The organism is Enterococcus canintestini (assembly GCF_001885735.1).
GTDB lineage: Bacteria > Bacillota > Bacilli > Lactobacillales > Enterococcaceae > Enterococcus_C > Enterococcus_C canintestini.
This window is the reverse complement of sequence record NZ_JXKG01000003.1, coordinates 44,818-64,581: the sequence shown is the minus strand read 5'-3', so window position 1 is coordinate 64,581 and position 19,764 is coordinate 44,818. Positions and strand designations below refer to the sequence as shown.

The following is a 19,764-nucleotide window of genomic DNA, read 5'->3' as shown; positions in this document are numbered from 1 at the left end:
GTTAAATTGACAATAAGAAAAGGGGGCGCAACATGGATATTTTACAAACAATACAGCAGAAATATAATGACTTATCTGATAAAGAAAAAGCTATTGCAAACTATGTTCTACAAAATGATAGTAGTTTGCAAAATATGAATATTACCAGTCTTTCCCAAGTAACTGGCGCCTCGACTTCAACAATTACGCGTTTTTGTCGCAAAATGGGAGCTGCTTCTTATGTCGATATGAAGATGAAAATTAACTCCATTTCTAATCAATTTGAAGTTAAACAAGATGATTATTTTGATCAAATTTATTATTATTACAACAAAATTATTGATCGAACAAATAAAAGCCTGGATAAAGAACTTATTTATGAGGCTATAAAAAAAATAAAAACTGCCAAACGAATTTATATTTATGGATTGGGTAGTTCAGGTTTTACAGCCGAAGAATTAAATTTACGCTTCTTAAAAATGGGAATGACTGCACGCTGTTTGACCAATACGCATTTAATGCTAATTGGTAGTCGTTCGTTGACAGAGGATGATTTAGTTATTGCAATTTCTTCTTCTGGAGCAACAGATGAAATTGTGGAGACTTTGGATATATGTAAAGAACAAGGTGCAGGAATTATTTCTATTACTTCGTTTGCCGATAGTTATATTTCTGAGATTAGCGATATTTCGCTCGTTGTTTTCAGTAGTAATTTTGCTGATGAAAAAAAGTTTGTGAATACGCAGTTTGCAATTATCTATTTATTAGATATTATTACGACTATTTTAATGAGTGGCGAAGAAGAATACGAAAAAAACTATGAAGAAGTAGATGAAATGATGACTAAGCGCAACAGACACGATAAGCATAATATTATGTCGAAAAGTTATAATATAAAATAAGCAGGAAATCCGAGAGGATTTCCTGCTTATTTTATAGGTACAAAGTCAATACTTTACAAAAATGTCCACAATTTTTCTAAGGCAGATGGGTTATTGCGATTCGGGCGTAAGGCGGTGATTTGGTTATGCAGCTTTGTCTGGGTGACGGTAAGTTCCACCAATTCATTTTTAGCTAAAGCTTTAGTAACCAAGGGTCGTGGTAATAAACTGATGCCAAGTTTGTTTTTTGTGGCGGCGATTAAACTAGCCGAATCTGTACTTTCCCACGTTGGATAACAGCGTAGCCCTTTTAGTGTTAAGAAGGCTTCAAAGGTTTCTCGTACCGCAGAACCTCTTTCTCGTAAAAGCAGCGGTTGGCTCAAAAGTTTTGTTAAAGTTAATTTGGTAGTAGGTAAAAAATCAGGGGCGGCGACAAAAGCTAGTGGGTAGTTGGCGATTACTTTTTGCTGATAATTTCCCTTTGGCACCTGGCCTTCTAAAATGGCAAAATCCACTTTTCCAGCGGCTAATTTTTTGTAGCACTCTTCTGCTGGGGAAATTTGGGCGTTAATTTGTTGCTGGGGAAATTGACTTTTAAATTGCGCTAAAACTTGAGGCAACGTAATTTCGCCATACGTGATACAAGAAGCCAAACGTAAAGGTGCTACTTGTTCTAAATTTTGTAACTGCATTTCGACTTGTTGAAATTTTTCTACTAACGGCGTGACAGTCGCAAGGAGGGCAGTACCTGCGGTTGTTAGTTCAATTTTACGATGCAAACGTTCAAACAACGCTACGCCAGCTTCTGTTTCCAAATCTTTCATGGCATGGGAAATAGCCGATTGCGTCATAAAAAGTTTGGTAGCTGCTTGAGTAAAACTTTTTTCTTTGGCGACAGTATAAAAAATGAAACATTGCCGGTATTGCATGATAATCTCCTTTTTTGACATGAATTTTATGCATGTTATTAAGCAAATAATAGCATTTCACACATGTTAAAACAAATCGTATACTTAAAGGAAAGGAAAAAAAACGGTGTAAACGAAATAAGGTTGTAAGGGATGATACAATGGAAAAATTAAAGTTTTACGCTTGGATTTGTCGGGTAAATTTATATATCAGCGCGTTTACTTTTGGCGGGGGCTATGTGGTTGTTCCGATGATTCGTAAATTTTATGTTGATGAAAAAGCGTGTTTTTCAAAAGATGATTTAATGGAAATGGCGGCAATTGCACAATCTTCCCCAGGAGCGATTGCCATTAATCTGGGTGTCTTGGCTGGAAAAAAAGCGGGGGGCTATGTTGGTGCACTTTTAAGCGCAATTTGTGGGATTATTCCGCCAATTGTAATTTTAGCAATCATTTCGAGCTTTTATGTTGCTTTTAGCCAAAATCTGATAGTGATGGCGGTGTTAAGAGGGATGCAAGCCTGTGTAGCGGCAATGATTGTGGATTTGTTAATCGATATGGTGCAGTTAATTGTAAGTGAAAAACAACTGCTATTGACGTTACTTATTCCTTTTAGTTTTATTGCCAATGCCTTTTTCCAAGTGAATGTTTTGGTAATTTTAGGCATTACGGCAGTTTTATGTATGCTAGTGGTTTGGCAAAAGGGGGAAATTTAAATGTTGCAGCTATTTTGGCGATTTTTGACTATCGGTTTTTTGAGTATTGGTGGGGGCTATGCCATTATTCCCTTGATTCAAGAACAAATTGTCAATGAACTCCACTGGCTTTCAGAAAAAGTATTTACCGATATTATCACGATTTCGCAAATGACTCCCGGCCCTTTGGCTGTCAATACGTCAACGTTTGTTGGGATGCAGTTGTTTGGTATTCCCGGAGCAATTGTCGCGACAGTCGGCTGCATTTTTGGTGGCGTGAGTATTTCGCTTGGTTTAGCTGCTTTTTTTCAGCGGAAAAGAGAATCAAAAATTGTCCAAGGGTTATTAGCAGGTTTAAAAGCATCTTCAGTTGGATTAATCATGTCTGCGGGCTTAACCATTTTATTATTGACGCTTTTTAATAGTAGTGATGTAACGAATTTTCAAATTGACCACTTGGATTTTATTGCATTAATTTTAATGGCTGCCTCCCTTTTTGTGATGCGTAAGACGAAACTAAATCCTATTTTATTGATGATTGTAGCTGGCGTGATTGGTGGCTTTATTTATATTTAGGCATCGCTAAAAGAAACATACTAAGATTAGAGGGAAGAGTCAGTGACGACTGATTCTTCCCTCTAATTTTTTTGGATTATATTGAGGGTGTGACAGAAGCTGCTTCTGTCACACCGTTTATTCGAAAAAAAGGAGATGTAACAAGACTTTTGTCACATCTTCTTCTTTTTTGTTAGGTAAAGGAATTATAGGATTTTAGAAATAAGCCGTTAGACCACAGCTTCCATCTTTTTGCTTGAGAACTAGACGAGTTTGGAAAACTTTTTCGTGCGGTCCATCATAGCCAATAACTCTTTGGGTCAGTTTGAAAAATCTCTTTAAAATAATTCGTCAAAGAAAACACCTTTGAAAAAGGATAAACTCAAAAATATCAGCATTAAGACGGTTAATTGGATCGGAAATCCCTGTAAGAGTGGTGGAATCGGGGCGATTTTTAATCGTTCTAAAATACCGGCAGAAAATAAACTGACGACAAAAAAGAAAAGCAAGCTAAAGAGATAGGTGTACCAAAATTCAGCTTTACTGTCTGCTAAAAGTCCTGGAACAAGGGCCAAATTTAATAGCATTGGCATTAGTAATAAACAAGATTGTAAGGCGCACGCTAACCTTTTTTTGACTAAAAGAAGGACTGAAAAAGACACTACAAAACTCATCAAACCGACTAAAAATGGAAGCAGCACGACTTTGTTACCACCAATGTTTCCAAAAATCTGCTCAATTCCCCAAAATAAAGCTGTACCACCTAAAGCGGCGCTAGTAATTAGGCAAGTTAATTGAACTTGACTTGAAAAGGGGGTTGTTTTTGTTTGACCAATTTTTACTGGCATGTGTGTGATTACGCTTTGCAAGAGTAAAATGGTGAAAAAACATACTAAACGCATCGTTAAATTCATCTGTTTTTCCTCCTATCTCCTGAATTTCAAATCAAAGGGCAGTGTCTTTTTTTCACCTAGAACGCGGCGCCGTAAAACACGATCAATAAAAGGGGTAGCACAGTTCATGGTTAAAATGGCATAACTGACTCCTTCTTGAGTTGGGCCAAAAAAACGAAAGACAACAATTAAACAGCCAATGCTAAGCGCATAGAATATTTCTCCTGCTTTAGTGGAGGGGCTTGAAGCATAATCAGTCGCCATAAAAACCGCTCCTAATAATAAGCCGCCACTTAATAAATGACCAACTACCGTTTGCCAAGGGGCAAAAGTACCGTCACCAGCGAAAATCCAAGCACCAATACCTACTGTGGTTAAAATGATTAAGGGAATATGCAAACTAATAATTTTTCTGCGCCATAAAACAAAGAAGGCAATTAAAATCAAAAGACTGCTCGTTTCTCCAATTCGGCCACCAGTAAAACCGATAAATGTCTGCCACAATTCGCTCTGACTTAAGGTTTCTGTTTTCATTTGGGCCAGTGGCGTAGCTTTGGTGACAACATCTGGGGCAATACTTGCAAAAGGGGGTGCTGGCCAACTGATTTTAAACATATCTTGGAAAAATAAACCGACTAATAATGCTCTTCCGCCTAATGCGGGATTTAAAAAATTATAGCCTAGCCCGCCAAAAAATTCTTTTACGACAATAATGGCAAAAATAGCGCCAATGACAGGAAAATACCAAGGTGCAGAAGGAGGGAGGTTCATGGTCATTAACACCGCAGTAACAATCGCACTTAAATCCCAAGTTAATTCTTTTTTTAAGCATTTAAACCAAATAATTTCAGCTAACTGAGCGGTGATGATCGCGATTAAAAAGAGCAGATAGATGCGCCAGCCAAACAAGTAACCAGCTACCAATATTATTGGCAATAGCGTAATTAAGACCCATTTCATAATACTACGAGTAGTCGTATCTCCTAATAAATGGGGCGAGTCGGCTGTTTTTAACAGATTACTATTTTGCATCTTCTAACGCCTCCTTCTCATTTTTAATAGCGGCGCCTGCTTTCGTGATATTAGCTGCTAAATTACGGCGGGCCGGACAGACATAGGTACAACAGCCACAATTAATACAGGCCGTTGCCAGCAGCTGATCACAAGTGAATAGGTCATCGTTGCGATAAGCCAGATCAATATTTTGCGGTTCCAAACGAACCGGACAAACTTCAACACAGCGATTACAGCGAATACAAGGAGATTCCGTTACTTTGCCGTCGTGTTCTTCATTAAACACGATAATGGCATTACTGCCTTTAGTTAAGGGAAAATCTAAATCCGTAATCGTTTTTCCCATCATCGGCCCGCCGTGAATAATACGAGAAGGTGTACCGTAAAATCCATCACAAGCGTCAATTAAGTCTTTGACTCTAGTGCCTAAAGGAAAATAAATAACTTGTGGCTTTTTCACATCTCCTGTAATTGTCACATAGCGGTGCGTCAATGATTTGCGTTCATCCACACTTTCGGCAATCGCAAAAGCCGTTGCAACATTAATCGTAAAAGCACCTGTTTCCACTGAACGACCATCAAGCGGAGATTCAGCGGCAATTAAGGTTTCTAAAAGCTGTCCTTCACCACCTTGGGGATATTTCACTGGTAAAGGGACAATTCGACAATTTTTAACTTTGTTTGCGGCTTTTTCCATCGCAGCAATGGCTTTTGGCTTGTCTTTTTCAATGCCAACTAAAATTTCTTTAGCTTCTAAAATCTCCCGTGCGATTTCGCCACCCCGTAAAATTTTGCGGCTTTCTTTTTGCATTAAAAAATCATCAGAGGCAATAAACGGCTCACATTCAGCTCCGTTTAGAATAATTGTTTGAACATCAATATGATCGGCGGGATTTAATTTAACGTGGGTGGGAAAAGTGGCACCGCCCAAGCCGACAATTCCTGCTGCCCGCACGGTTTTTTCATAAGAAAAATTTGCGTCAATTAAACTTTCGGTATGATCTTTGCTTTGATTACGTCTTATGATTGCGGCCGTCTGAGTATTCTCACCCAGCGCAGGAACTTCACATACCTCCACCACTGTTCCAGTAATTGAAGAGTGAACATGACCACTAATATCGGCGCTACTTTTAGCAATAATTTGGCCTTTTTGGACTTGATCGCCTATTGCTACCACCAGTTTATTGGGAGCGCCAATGTGCTGATCAAAAGGAATAGCAACAAACTCAGGTTCAAAACGCACAACTTCTGTTTGATTTACTTTGAACAATTCTTTTAAACGATTGCTACTGTCATCAAAAAAGAAGCCGCCGGAAAATCGTTGTATTTGCATTTTTTTGTCCCTCCTTTGCAAACGGTTTATATTTTTATCGTAACATAATGAAAAAAATCACAAAAGAAATATGGGAAAGGAGGACAAGTTTTAACGATTCGAAGATCCCCTTAATAAAAATTTAATAATTTGAAAAATGAACGTTAATCCACGATCAGGACTTAAATTATTAGAAGAATACCACGCTAAAAAAGAAAGCGGATACATAACGTTTGAAGATAACAATCTTTTTTCTTTATACTGGAGTTAACAGATGTAACAAAGTTTTAATGTAACTTTTCGACAACAATTAAATGAGGAGGAATTCGATGAAGAAACCTGCAGAATTGCTAGACGAAAAATACTTGATGTACATTAATGGTGAATGGACCAAAGGGGTTAAAGGCGAAACATTAACTTCTAAAAATCCAAGTGATGGAACAACCTTAGCAACTTTTATTAGTGCTGAAGAAGAAGATGTGGACCAAGCGGTAGCCGCTGCTAGTGCTGCTTTTCCTGAGTGGAGTAAAACTGGCGTTGAAGAACGCAGCCAAATTCTTTTAGACATTGCCGATGTTTTAGAAGAGAATGCTGAAAAATTAGCGTGGGTTGAAACGTATGATAACGGCAAGCCCTTACGTGAAACAAAAAATGCCGATATTCCTTTAGTGATCGATCATTTTCGTTATTTTGCGGCCTTGGTACGTTCAGAAGAAGGAACGATTAAAGAGTTAGATGAACATACCTTGACGATGGTTTTAAAAGAACCAATTGGTGTTGTAGGACAAATTGTTCCGTGGAATTTTCCTTTGCTGATGGCAGCGTGGAAAATTGCTCCAGCTTTAGCCGCGGGTAATACGATTGTGATTCATCCTTCGTCTTCTACTCCGCTTAGTTTATTAGAAGCTACCAAACTAATTGGACCACTTTTACCAAAAGGCGTATTGAATGTTGTTACTGGTAAAGGATCTGAATCTGGAAATTATATGTTAACCCATCCAGGTTTTGCTAAAATTGCTTTTACTGGCTCAACAGAAGTGGGCTATAAAGTAGCTGAAGGTGCTGCCAAGAATTTAATTCCAGCAACACTAGAATTGGGTGGTAAATCAGCGCACATTATTTTCAGTGACGCCAACCAAGAGCGTGCCTTAGAATTTGCTAAAAATGGCATTTTAACCAATCAAGGACAAGTTTGTTCAGCGGGAAGCCGGTTATTAGTACAAGCTGATATTTACGATGAGTTTGTTGAAAAATTAGCTGAAAGTTTTAAAACAGTGAACGTTGGTCTACCGTGGGAAGAAGATACAGTCATGGGTTCTCAAATTAATGAAGGACAAGTTGAAACTATTTTAGACTATATTAAAATTGGGAAAGAAGAAGGGGCGAAAGTGATTGTTGGTGGCGAACGCTATACAGATGGCCCACTATCAAAAGGGGCCTTTGTCAAACCAACTATCTTAGCCGATGTTAAAAATGATATGCGCGTGGCTCAAGAAGAAATTTTTGGTCCAGTTATTGTCGTAATTAAATTTGAAGATGAAAAAGAAGCAATTGAAATTGCCAATGATTCAGATTACGGTTTAGCTGGCGGTGTCTTTACAGAAAATATTAATAAGGCATTTCGGGTTGCTCGAGCGGTTCGTACAGGTACTATGTGGGTCAACACTTATGGCGAATTACCAGCTGGAACACCGTTTGGCGGATATAAAAAATCGGGTATTGGACGCGAAACGTATAAAACTATTTTAGACGCTTATTCCCAAACAAAAAATATTTACATGCACATTGAATAATTAAGTCAGTCTAGATAAAAAAACACGAGTTCCGCTTTTTTTAAGAGAAGTGGAATTCGTGTTTTTATGTTTGCTAAGATTATATTGCACAAGAAATAAAGTCGATAGGCTCCGTCTTCTTGCCGCAAACTTAAGCAGTTCGTTGTGCTTTTCGTCCTTATTTACTCGAGGTGTCATCTTGTGTCTTTTTTGCGTATATCGGTAAAAAACCATCTAAAAATTCAATGGTTAAAGGTAAAACAGGTCCCTTATCACCGTCAATTCGACTGTAAATTTGTTTTTTTTCTAAAGGTGTCAACTTAATTTTTTTAGGTTTTAAATAAGTCAGCGTATGGGCCTTTTTCTGCCGTAAATTACCAGTTAGAACAAAAAAGAGTAATTGAAATAATTTGCCCAGCCGCATATTGTGCAAAATACTAACGTGAAAAGCATGGGGACTAGAAGGAACATAATCAATCCCACCTACCAAGTGCGTAGTCGTTAATAAGAAAATCCAGACCTTAATTTTTTCGTTGAAATCTTCTGTTTGAACCTGCACTTTGTAAGAAGCTTTTTGACTAATTTGTTTAATGCCTTTTAAAGGATAAATTAATAAACCAAATTTTCGTTTTTCACTTTGCCGAACTTGGTTGGAAATATCTGCTAACGATCCAAATGTCAAGGAACTGACAATGGCTTTTTGCCGATCTTGGCAAGCGCCGATCCCCACTTGTTTTAAATGTTGGTCTAAAATTAAATTCACAGCGGCATCTAAATCATGGGGAATTTGCCACCGTTTGGCAAAATTATTGATTGTGCCTCCCGGGATAATTCCTAATGGGATTGTTTTTTTTGCTTGTAAAAATGCGGTTGCCACCAAATTAAGCGTACCATCGCCACCAATGGAAATGAGACCGTCATATTCTGTGACAGCTTGGCAGATTTTTTCGACCGCTTTTTTGGGATTAGGCGCTGTTAAGGGCTCAGAAGTATGACCGGCGGCTTTTAATTTAGTCGCGATTTTTTTCGCTGTATCTTCGTTATTGCCACGTCCAGCCGTGGGATTATAAAAAATAGCGTAATGCATTGCTATCACCTCATATTAAGGGTAACACTTTTTACATAGTGGAACGAATAAAACGATTGTAGGGCGTTATTATTCTTTTAGCTCCTCTGTGTCACATGAAATAATATCACAACGCTTGGCGACAGCTAATTCATTGGTATCTAAACATTCGACAATCGCCACATTTTGATATTCTTTGACTAAAATAATATCGTGAATACCTTCTAAACCGATTATTTTTGCTTGGTAAGTTTGCGTAATATTTGTTTTTGTCATGATGCAACAATCCTTTATTTTTTAGGTAGAATACCTTATTTAGAAAAAATAATCGAATAATTCGCCTTGTGAAACTCAAAATTTAAAATAATTTAGCATAATATTGAGTAGATTTAGTTTTTTGTTGCGTTTATAGCGTATGCTAAATTATTACACTGCTTTAAAGAGTAAAGGGCATTATGTTTGACAAAGACTGCTTGCCATCGTTCACTAGACTTAGTGAAACAGAAAAGGTAAAAGGAGTAGACCGATGGAAAAAACAATTTCAAATGATGATTTTAATAAACTAATCCAAACAGAAGATGTAGCTATAATTGATGTGAGAGAACCCGAGGAATTTATTGCAGGACACATTCCCAATGCAAAAAATATCCCTTTAAGTCAATTGGAAACGCGTTTTATAGAACTGGCTAAAGATACTCATTATTATGTGATTTGTCACTCTGGCAGACGATCTGAGCTGGCGCGGGAATTTTTAACAGCTAAAGGCTACCAGGCTACGAATATCTTGGGTGGTATGATGGAATGGCAAGGGGCAGTTGTCGCTGAAGGCTAACTTTCAGCACAATAATTTTAAATTATTAAAGCCTTTCAGATCAGAAAAGATAGATTTAGTGGCGATAAGTGATAATGACAGATGAGAAAATCAGTGCCTATCACGATTTTCTTTAGTAGGATTTTCGTAAGTCATCATCAGCTAAGAGGAAGTACAATAGAAAAGGATGTGCGCAATTGCCAAGAAAATCCTGAAAAATATCATGTTTTGATAAAAGACAGGCTACTACTAAAGGATAATTAAATAGTAAAAAGCGTCGTCATACAACAAGAAAAGTGAGTGTCTTTACTTTTCGATAATGTATGTGACGCTTTTTTTGTGCCTAAACTAAAAACTGATTAACGCCAGCCTAGTTCTGGTGCAACATCTTTCATGATTGTTTCTAAAATGTGCATGTTGTATTCAACACCCAAAGTATTTGGAATGGTGATTAAAACCGTATCGGCTTCTTTAATTGCTTCGTCTTCTGCCAATTCTTTGACTAATTTATCTGGTTCGCCTGCAAATGTACGACCAAAAATGGTTGGATTGCGGTGATAAGCTAAATAACCGACCGAATCTTGTTGTGGTTGCCCATCTTGACCAAATAATTGGCGATCTAAATCAGTTGTGATGGGTTGAATTGAGCGTGTAACTAATGTTCGTGGTTCAAAGTCGTGCCCAGCTTCTTTCCAGGCTTGTTTAAAGGCCCGTAATTGATTTGCTTGTTGCACATGGAAAGGTTCATTACTTTCATAGTTTACTAAAGTGGATGATTGTAAATTCATACCATGTTTAGCTGCCCAAATAGCAGTTTCTTTAGAACCTGCACCCCACCAAATCCGTTGACGTAATCCTTCAGCGTAAGGTTCAAGTCGTAATTTACCAGGGCCTTGAGGGAACATTGGTTGTGGATTTGGTTCTGCAAAATACTTGCCTTCTAATAAATCCAAAAATTCCAATGTACGTTCCCGAGTAACTTCTTTAACTTCTTCTTCGCTGTAATCATAACCAAAGTATTTCCAGCCATCTAAAACTTGTTCAGGTGAACCACGGCCCACCCCAAGTTGCACACGACCTTGGGTAATAATATCCGTTAAACTTGCATTTTCAGCCATCATGTATGGATTTTCATAACGCATATCAATTAGGCCTGTTCCAACTTCAATCTTACTTGTTTTTGCACCAATTGCAGAAAGAAGTGGAAATGGTGAACCAATTTGAGGGGCAAAATGGTGGACACGGAAATAAGCACCGTCAACGCCAATTTTTTCTGCTTCAACTGCTAATTCAATTGATTGCAAATAGGCATCACTTGCGGTCTTAACCAATGAACCGCGATCCATCCAATGACCAAAACTCAAAAAACCAATTTTTTTCATGTTGGATAACCTCCTTTTATTTATCAGGAATCATCTGATAATTATCTAAAGTGTACTACGATTTTTTTTAAAAGACGAATAATTGTGCCGGAAAGAATAAGATGTAGTATTTATATCATGTTTCAATTTTTTTATTTAAAAAAGTGATGTTTTTTAGATAGTTATTACTTTCTATGAGGAAAAAAGTTTTTCATACAATCAATTTTTTTATTTAAAAATAAAAATTTGATTGTGAAATAAAAAACAACTGTTGTATTTTTTATTTCAAAAAATGGACAAATGTTGAAAAGACAAGCAACTAATAGTTGGTAATTCTCAATTTTTTTTGAAGTCTCTGGAATTTTTGAGAAAAGTACCGCAGTTTTTTTCGTTTTTATTAAATAACTATAATATTTTTGAGAAAAAAAGCGGGTGAGATTTTTATATACTAAGACTGCAACAAAGGAGAATGGTAGGTAAATTAGCTTAGGTCGCTAATTTTACTAATAGAATTGACGGAATAAACGTAAGAAAGGGGCAAAGAAAATGTTTGGTAAAAAGAAAAAAGATGATTTGTTAGCGGAACTAGAAGAATTGGGTTTCCATGATGAAGGTGACGATGAAACTGTCAAAGAATTAGAAGAAAAAAATGCGGCATTAACCAAAGAAATTGCCGACTTAAAAGAAAAAAACACAACTTTGGAAAAAGAAAAGCAAGAACTAACGACTAAAGTGGCAGATTTACAGGCGACGATTGAAAAAATGGAGCAGGAGTTGGCTTCTGTGGCGGCAATCCCTGCTGATTATGATGGTCGGGTAGAAGCAAGTGAGCAACTGAATCAAAAAATAGAAACTTTAAAAGCTGAAAATAAACAATTAACCGCAAATTTAGAATTTGCCAGTAACCGCGCGATGGAATTAACCCAACGTCTGGAAAAGCAAGAATCACAAGATGATGATTTTGAAGCAAACAATCTGACAAGTGATGCTTACAGTGAATTAGAAGAAAAATATCAACAGGTAAAAGCAGAACTGACCGCATTAAAATCAAGCCAAGAACGTGATGAATTGGAACTGACAAAAAATGAACTGGCAGATGTTTTGTTGGCCGCAAAATCTAAAGCCAAAGAAATTGTACGTAAAGCTGAATTTGAGGCTCACGATCTCAAAATGAAATCAGAAGAAGAACTAGAAGAGTTAAAACAAGGATGCTTACGTTATCAAAATTACATTGAAAAAATGCGTGATGAGTCCATTTCATTGTTAGAGCAATTAGTACAACAATCCCATCGTGCCACTAAATAATAAAAGTAAGGGGGGAAAATCCATGAAAAAGATCGTACCACTATTAACAGGAGCGTTTGTGATTGCTTCATCTACTACCACTTTTTTATCAACACCAGTCAATGCAAAAAATTTGGCTGATAAAGAAAATGAAGTCAAAGAAACAAACGAAAGTGACAAGCAGGAGATTCCTCTCTTAGCTAGTGATAATGGGGAAAAAGAAGCTGAACAAGAAGAAATAGAAGGAGAAAAAAGTTCAGAGTTAACAGCGTTAGAAGATGAAAAACAAGTCGAATCATCTGATGATGAAGTTGAAAAAACGAGTGATACTACTGATGAACAACTGGAAACAACAGAAGATACGCAAACAACAGAAGAAAGTACTGAAGATGCTACTTCAACTGAAAGTACCGAAACTACAACATCAACTTCAGCAAAAGATGAATCACAAAAAGACAAGGTTACGCAAGAGGCAACAAACGCTAGCACAACATCAAACTCAGCTGAAACACCCCAATCTACTAAACCTAGCACAAGTTCCAGTCAGAAAAAGACTATTACAGCCTCTAAAAAAGAAAACAAAGCTGTTAAGAAAAAAGCTCGTAAAAGCACCCTGTTTGTCCCCGTTAAAAGTCAAAATTCTAAAAAATCGACGACGAATGGTAATACTACAAGTGGTGTAACCATTGGTGAAAACAGTTATACTTTTTCACCCAATTTTACGACGCAACGATTTGTGAAAACCATTGGTGAAGATGCTAGACAGTTAGGGCAAAAGCATGGATTATATGCATCTGTCATGATAGCGCAAGCTATTTTAGAAAGTGCGTCAGGAAACAGTTCACTGGCAAGCCCACCAAATTACAATTTATTTGGAATTAAAGGAAGTTATAAAGGCACTAGCGTGAATTTTGCCACCCAAGAAGATGATGGTAGTGGCAATCACTATACCATTCGGGCTAACTTCAGAAAATATCCTTCATATAAACAATCATTGGAAGATTACGTTCAATTAATTCGTGGGGGACTTCCTTATAATCACAACTTTTATAGTGGGGTTTGGAAAAGCAATACGAAATCTTATCAAGATGCGACCCGCTTTTTAATGGGAAGATACGCTACGGATACTAGCTATGCAGCAAAATTAAATGGTTTAATTCGGACTTATAATTTGACGGCTTATGATACTCCGGTAGTAAAAGTTGAAAATTTGACTAATCCTATCTCGAGTGAAAAAACAGAAAATTCAAAAAACAATGAGCGCGATCTTGCAAAAAATCTGACGGCAACAAAAGAAAAAGCAGCCAAACCGAATAAATTAGTAGATAAAAAGTCTAGTACGGTCGCCCATACGGTTAAAGCTGGGGAGTCATTAGCTTCTATTTGTCAATTATATCAAGTTCCACTTCATCAAATCATTTCACGAAATGATTTAAATAGCTATTTGTTAGCGGTCGGCCAAGTATTAGAAGTTGGCAAAACAATTCGTTTAAAAGAAGAAGAAAAATTGCATTATAGTGAAAAATATTTTGAAAGAGACCTTGAGCATTTTAGTAAGCCAGCAGGAAACGAGCTGTTTTTGAGATTGAACACACCCTTTTTCAAAAATTATTCCGTCAAGGCCTACAGACAACGTCCTGCTGGTTTTTATAGTGTTCAACGCGGCGATACATTAGCAAAAATAGCGAAACGCTTTAAAATATCGGTGCAATCTTTAAGACGATGGAATAATTTAGAGGGCTATCTGATATATGAAGGACAACAATTACGGCTAATACCGTGGTTAGATGACTTCATATCCCAAGGTTTCACCACAATTTAGTGGTTGAAAATACGCTCATTGCTTTTCTCCAATGGGCAAAAAAACACAATAGAAAGGAGTTGAGAATTGAATGAAGAAAGAGAAAAAAGGGTTGATTGTTTTAATGGCAATTGCGGGTTTGTTGCTAGTTGGAAATGTTATTGGCTATTTACAGCCGATTTTTGCGGGTGAAGATCAGACCGTCCAAACGACAGATAGTACAAATATAAAAACTACTGCTAGTTCAGCTATTTTAGAAGAAATTGACGATTCAGACAACCGTGATCACTCAACACAAGTCTCGTCATCTGAAGCATCTGAAACAGTTGAAGAAGCTGATGAATCAGATGAAAAAGTATCAAAAGCACGATTAATAAAAGCCACAGCAGATGAAACCGCGGTTTGGGGTACAGAAGCAGCTGCGACGAAGATTATTGAAGTAGATAACTGGTCAGATTTTAATAAGGCTGTCACCAATGGCTTTTCAGGAGATGAAGCAGAAAAAAATGATGCGGATTATATTAAAGTAACCGCAAGTTTTTCAAATCCTCAGACTGGAACAGGGTCTAGTTCTGATCGTCCTACTCTTCCAGTTAATCGTGTAGATTTTGTTGTAGACGGACTAGGAAATACGATTCATTTCCATGGGACGTCATACAGTTGGCGCTCCAATAGTAGTGATGTCAGAAAAGTTTATGTCAAAGATTTAGCGATGTACGGAACGAATTATTACGGACCTTTTCAAATAGGAACTGCAACTTCACTTGAATCAGAATTAGCAATTGAAAATGTCTATTATGAAGGTGGCCAGCTAACCGCTTCATATCAAGCGACCATGCGTTTTATTGGTAAAAATACTATTAAATCTGTCAATAGTTACGAAGACCCCTTTACCCCTGGGAGAATTATTAGTACGCAAGGAAACCAATCGGGTTTAGAAGCTTTTCGCGCTGTATTTGAAGAAAATAGTGAAACTGAGGTGGAAGTTGAAAATGGTAATGGTTTTATCTTAGCAAGTTACTATGGAAACACAGGCTCCACTTCAGGAGAAGACGCTTATGCGCTATTGAAAAGGAAAGCTAAAGTAAATATTACTACTCTTGGAAATACAGGTGAAAATGTTGGTTTGGGCTACTATGTTTTAGCGCTTGATAAAGGCGATGTCATTGTAGAAGACGAAGCGGAATTAACTTTGAATACAGCAGATGGTACAACTAAAGGTGGGATAGAACTTGCTAACGCCACAAGCATTGATATTTCCAATAAGGCAAAAGTAAATATCAATATCAACGGCCAAATGGGTGGAACTAGAAATGCGATATCAATCGGTAATGATTCAATCCTGAAAGTTCGGGATGAAGGTGAGTTACACGTTAACTTGGCAAACCAAGGGAACGATAGCCGGGATGTCATCACTGCTGGTAGAGATAGTACTTTTGAAATTGGGCGAAAATCAGTTTTCAATATTAAGTTAGCAGATGGAACAGGCTCGCGAAATTTGATTGATATTGGAGCCAGGGGGGCTTTTCGCTTCGCTGATGCCTACTCCATTGATTTAGATGCTCGCGCTAATCCAAATGCCGACTTGATTAACATGTCAAATCCAGGTCATTTTATTGCCGATGTTCAAAAAGTTTCGACATGGCTAAAATCTGATCCGACGGTATTATATAAATCTTGGGCACCAATTTATGGTGTGGATGTGACCTATAATCGGACGAATCAGACGGGTTTATTAGGTCAAAGTGTAACAAACGCAATTACGGATGACTTCTTGGCGAATTATTATACGAGTGGACGCTCTGGCAGCGGTGTTCCGCCAGCTAGTCATACCGGTTTCTCACGAGTTTTGTTTGAATTTATTGAGGATGTCAATATTGGCATAAACGATATTACGGATAATCCAAACGAAGATGCTCATAAAGAATTCAGCGGGGTGGTAAATCCCGATCCAGAGTATGGCAATGGAACAGCTATTACCTTTTACTATGTTGATCGTGATGATTATACAGAAGATGATCCGCCACCATTAGATCGACCAGTTGGAACCCCAGCAGTTGCCTCTCCTTTAGAAGGGGATGAGCGGGTTTTCCATACGATTGCGGATTCTTTTACTGGTGACTATCAATTTACAGTTCCTGAAGATGAGCGTGAAAATTTAGTTGCTGGTCAGAAAATAATGGCTGTAGGTTGGCTAAACGGGAAAGAAAACTATGCGATTACGACAGTAAAAGATACAACTGCACCGACTGCTGATGGCCGGTCTTACATTGTTGAAAAAGGAGTTATGCCACCTAGTGCTGATGTCTTTTTAGAAAATGTGCAGGATACAAATCCAATGGAAAATCAAACATTTGCAATTTCTTACAAGACAGATATTTCTGAATTAGTTCATCAGCCGACTAAAGAAGGCCATGTGATTGAAATTAATGTAACAGATGCAGCTGGCAATACAGCTACAGTTGAAGCCAAATTGATTGTTTACGACGAAGGAACCGGCATTGACGCTAAAGATATTGAAATTGACGCAACAGACATAAAAGATAAAACAGAAGCAGAAATTAAAGATTTTATTTTGGCCGAAAGTAGCGCAAGCGCTTTTTATTTAAAAGATGGTGCTGAAGTTGATGTAACAGAGAAGATTGAAGTAGCAGATTTAGGTGGATTATCAACAGCATCTGGAGAATATACCGTTAAGTTAATTGTACCGGCAGATGTCGAAAATGGGTTACAAGAAAGTATCACAAAGGAAATAGTGGTGACAGTAAAAGATGTGGAACCTCCGACTGGTACAGGGAAACATACCTTGGTACCGCTAAATAAAGCAGACTACCTCATTGGATCAGATGTCGATTTATTTAAGTTTTTAAGTACGTATCAGGATAATGTAACCGAAGCTGAGGAGCTTCAAATTCGCTTGGTAGAAGATACAAATGAAATTGAAACCTTAGTAAGTTCTGTCGGTAGTAAAGTTGTCCATGTAATTTTAACGGATAAAGCCCAAAATGATAGTGAACCAATCGAAATTCCAATTACTGTAGTAGAAGGCGAAGTAAGTGGCAATGTTGCAATTACCGGAGAAGATTTTCGTTTGGATCGAAGTGAATGGGAAAATGCAGTTACAGAAAATCAATTAAAAGAATTCATTTTAGCAAATGGGCAAGTAGAAGCGGTGGAACTGATTGAAGGTGTAGTTACTTCTGTGACCGATACAGATAAGGTCAGTATTGATGTGGAAGAAGTCATCGTCGATAGTGCTCATGAAGAACAACCAATGACGATTACATTAACTGTCGACAATGGAACGGATAAAGTTTCAAAAACTATTCAAGTAACTTTTAATGATAAAACAGCACCAACAGCCGAGCCGAAACCGACAGAGATTAATATTGGGAATGTTAATGCCATTCAAAATGCCGATCCAAAAATATTTTTAAAAAACTTGACTGATAATGTGAGTGAAGTAGACAAGATAAGTGTGGAATTTGCTGAAAATCAAGATTTTGATGAAATGGTACAAACTCCAGGTCCAAAAGAGTTGCTGATTGAACTAGTAGATGAAGCCGGCAATAAAGCGATTATCACAGTGGAAATTACAATTTTTGATAATAGTTTAACGATTCGATTTGTCGATAGTAAAGATCAAGATATTGTGACACCAGTCGTAATTAGCGACAAGATTCCAGGCGATAAAGTTGATTTAACGGCAGAGCAAGCTGTTTTAAAAGGATTACAAGAGGCAGAGGATTTACATTACTTGCTTTTAACTAGGCCTGAAGATGAGGATCAAGTAGAAGTGACTTCCACCGGTAAAATTGTGAAGTATGAATTTGACGGTACTTTATTTATCTCTTCTTATCCTAAAACATTGGATTTTGAAACACATCAAGTTTGGTTTTCTGACATTCGTGTGGATAAACCACAATATCAAGAACCATTAGTGATTTGGGATAATCGTGGCATAAAAGCTAACTGGACATTAACGGCAACCTTGACAAAGGACTTCACCTTGCAAGCAGGAGATGTTGATGACCCAAACTTTGTTTTGACAGATGTCTTAAGTTATCAAAAAACTACTGAAGAAAATTCAGCAGTGGTACTTCACGATGAAGCAGAAGCAGTTTATTCAGCGCAGCATGCTGAGGATCAATCAGAATATAACATTAGTGATACTTGGGATGAAAACGGACCTGGGTTGAAATTTGAAACAACAGCTGCCAATGTCAAAAAACTCGGCGATTACCAGGCAGAAATTCTTTGGACATTAGGGGATGCAAGGTAGAAAGGACGTGAGAAAAAATGGAGCGTAGAATTTTTAGTCTTAAACAAATTGTAACAACCGCCGTTATTTTTCTTGCGTTGTTTACATCCTTTGGTGAATTTTACGCCGAAGAACAAGGCCAAAAATCGCAAAGTGTAACGACAGAAGGTGTGATTGTATTTGAAGCAGGAGAACAAGGAAGTGTTGAATCCACGCAACAGTCACAAAGTATTACACCAGTTGCAAAACCTAGTGGCACGTCAAAACCTTATGGTAAAAGTTACCCTGCTGCAGGGGAAATGATAAAGAAAAGTTTGATGTACACAGGTGTTGGCCTCATCTTACTATTCTTCTTGTTACTTTTTTGGAAGAAACGCAAAAAGGAGGAGAAGGGATGAAAAAATTCTTTTTACTGTCTTCTTTCCTTTGCTTGATGATGCCACAGGTGGTATTGGCACAAAGCGACACTGCTGGAACAGGAAAAATTGAGTTTAATGATCAGCAACAAGTAGCCGATCCTGAAAATCCAGTAAATCCAATTGAACCAGAAGATTTAATTCCCCCTAGTTCAGATTTATTACGGTTGGATTATGTTCCGAGTTTAAACTTTTCAACGCAAAAAAGTGATACAAATGATCAAAAATATGCAGCAAATGCCATGATGTTTGCAGATGACACAATGCCACGAGCACACTTTATTCAAGTAACCGATCGCAGAGGAACAAAGGCAGGGTGGAACGTTAGTGTCAGACAAGAAAAACAATTTGCCACAGCAGAGAATATAGAGTTAGACGGTGCGATGTTGTCTTTTGATTATTCTTGGACGAATGGTTCGGATAAAAACAAAGCGCCCGTTGTAAAAAAAGACATCATTGAAATGAAAATTGGCGAAACACAAGAAATCGCCAATGCCAAAAAAGGCACAGGTGATGGTACTTGGTTTATCTCATTTGGCGCATCACAAAATAATTCGCAGGGTGTAAAAAATACTTTAGAACCGCGACTTGACCGTGACGATCAAGTAATTATGCACGATACGTTTAACAAACCATTATTTTTAAATTCTGCTATCCAACTGACAGTCCCAGGACGAACAGAAAAAGTTATCGGTAAACCTTATAAAACGGAGCTAACTTGGATTTTATCTGAGTTACCATAAAAAATTGGAGGA

The 19,764-nt window shown here is 37.6% G+C and carries 17 protein-coding genes; 10 read left to right on the top strand and 7 right to left on the bottom strand.

Going from position 1 to position 19,764, the window contains the following annotated elements; translation table 11 throughout:
* The first annotated feature begins 32 nt into the window (after positions 1–32).
* Complete coding sequence (locus RU96_RS03150) at positions 33–881, top strand: MurR/RpiR family transcriptional regulator (protein ID WP_016173456.1); 849 nt, start codon at positions 33–35, stop codon at positions 879–881.
* A gap of 53 nt (positions 882–934) precedes the next feature.
* Here the strand turns inward: RU96_RS03150 and RU96_RS03145 are convergent, their stop codons facing one another.
* Positions 935–1,789 carry a LysR family transcriptional regulator gene (locus tag RU96_RS03145; protein ID WP_071864098.1) on the bottom strand — a complete coding sequence of 285 codons (855 nt, stop codon included), beginning with the start codon at positions 1,787–1,789 and terminating at the stop codon, positions 935–937.
* A gap of 140 nt (positions 1,790–1,929) precedes the next feature.
* On the opposite strand from RU96_RS03145, the gene RU96_RS03140 reads away from it, so the two are divergent.
* Together RU96_RS03140 and RU96_RS03135 are read left to right on the top strand one after the other, a co-directional pair.
* Positions 1,930–2,484, top strand: coding sequence for a chromate transporter (locus tag RU96_RS03140; RefSeq protein WP_071864097.1), 555 nt, complete (start codon positions 1,930–1,932; stop codon positions 2,482–2,484).
* Positions 2,485–3,039: a chromate transporter gene (locus RU96_RS03135; RefSeq protein ID WP_071864096.1), complete on the top strand. Its 555-nt coding sequence runs from the start codon at positions 2,485–2,487 to the stop codon at positions 3,037–3,039.
* A gap of 317 nt (positions 3,040–3,356) precedes the next feature.
* Here the strand turns inward: RU96_RS03135 and RU96_RS03130 are convergent, their stop codons facing one another.
* The 3 genes from RU96_RS03130 to rsxC are packed head-to-tail and all read right to left on the bottom strand — an operon-like array spanning position 3,357 to position 6,258.
* Positions 3,357–3,932, bottom strand: coding sequence for a hypothetical protein (locus RU96_RS03130; protein ID WP_071864095.1), 576 nt, complete (start codon positions 3,930–3,932; stop codon positions 3,357–3,359).
* Positions 3,933–3,944: 12 nt separating this feature from the next.
* On the bottom strand, positions 3,945–4,943 hold the full coding sequence (locus RU96_RS03125) for an RnfABCDGE type electron transport complex subunit D (RefSeq protein WP_071864094.1): 999 nt from the start codon (positions 4,941–4,943) through the stop codon (positions 3,945–3,947).
* On the bottom strand, positions 4,933–6,258 hold the full coding sequence (gene rsxC, locus RU96_RS03120) for an electron transport complex subunit RsxC (protein ID WP_071864093.1): 1,326 nt from the start codon (positions 6,256–6,258) through the stop codon (positions 4,933–4,935). The genes RU96_RS03125 and rsxC overlap by 11 nt, the downstream gene beginning before the upstream one ends.
* 308 nt (positions 6,259–6,566) lie before the next feature.
* Between rsxC and RU96_RS03115 the strand changes: the two genes are divergently transcribed.
* Entirely contained in the window at positions 6,567–8,030 is a 1,464-nt protein-coding gene (locus tag RU96_RS03115) for an aldehyde dehydrogenase family protein (RefSeq protein ID WP_071864092.1), read from the top strand.
* A gap of 157 nt (positions 8,031–8,187) precedes the next feature.
* Here RU96_RS03115 and RU96_RS03110 read toward each other — a convergent pair whose 3' ends face one another.
* Together RU96_RS03110 and RU96_RS03105 are read right to left on the bottom strand one after the other, a co-directional pair.
* Positions 8,188–9,096, bottom strand: coding sequence for a diacylglycerol/lipid kinase family protein (locus RU96_RS03110; protein WP_071864091.1), 909 nt, complete (start codon positions 9,094–9,096; stop codon positions 8,188–8,190).
* 69 nt (positions 9,097–9,165) lie between these two features.
* Entirely contained in the window at positions 9,166–9,351 is a 186-nt protein-coding gene (locus tag RU96_RS03105; protein ID WP_071864090.1) for a hypothetical protein, read from the bottom strand.
* Positions 9,352–9,601: 250 nt separating this feature from the next.
* On the opposite strand from RU96_RS03105, the gene RU96_RS03100 reads away from it, so the two are divergent.
* Entirely contained in the window at positions 9,602–9,907 is a 306-nt protein-coding gene (locus RU96_RS03100; RefSeq protein ID WP_071864089.1) for a rhodanese-like domain-containing protein, read from the top strand.
* Positions 9,908–10,245: 338 nt separating this feature from the next.
* On the opposite strand, the gene RU96_RS03095 is transcribed toward RU96_RS03100, so the two are convergent.
* Entirely contained in the window at positions 10,246–11,268 is a 1,023-nt protein-coding gene (locus RU96_RS03095) for an LLM class flavin-dependent oxidoreductase (protein WP_071864088.1), read from the bottom strand.
* Between the two features lie 525 nt (positions 11,269–11,793).
* On the opposite strand from RU96_RS03095, the gene RU96_RS03090 reads away from it, so the two are divergent.
* The 5 genes from RU96_RS03090 to RU96_RS03070 all read left to right on the top strand — a co-directional run bounded on the left by RU96_RS03090 (position 11,794) and on the right by RU96_RS03070 (position 19,752).
* A complete protein-coding gene (locus RU96_RS03090; RefSeq protein WP_071864087.1) occupies positions 11,794–12,552 on the top strand; it encodes a hypothetical protein in 759 nt (252 codons plus the stop codon).
* 22 nt (positions 12,553–12,574) lie between these two features.
* Positions 12,575–14,353 (top strand): glucosaminidase domain-containing protein, encoded by a 1,779-nt coding sequence (locus RU96_RS03085; protein WP_071864086.1) that lies wholly within the window; start codon positions 12,575–12,577, stop codon positions 14,351–14,353.
* A gap of 70 nt (positions 14,354–14,423) precedes the next feature.
* The gene (locus tag RU96_RS03080) at positions 14,424–18,614 is read left to right on the top strand and encodes a pectate lyase-like adhesive domain-containing protein (protein ID WP_071864085.1); all 4,191 of its coding nucleotides are present in this window, start codon (positions 14,424–14,426) and stop codon (positions 18,612–18,614) included.
* A gap of 17 nt (positions 18,615–18,631) precedes the next feature.
* Complete coding sequence (locus RU96_RS03075; protein WP_071864084.1) at positions 18,632–18,991, top strand: EF2685/EF0750 family sortase-dependent surface protein; 360 nt, start codon at positions 18,632–18,634, stop codon at positions 18,989–18,991.
* Positions 18,988–19,752, top strand: coding sequence for a WxL domain-containing protein (locus RU96_RS03070; RefSeq protein ID WP_071864083.1), 765 nt, complete (start codon positions 18,988–18,990; stop codon positions 19,750–19,752). Before RU96_RS03075 ends, RU96_RS03070 begins: the two co-directional genes overlap by 4 nt.
* Positions 19,753–19,764: the final 12 nt, after the last annotated feature.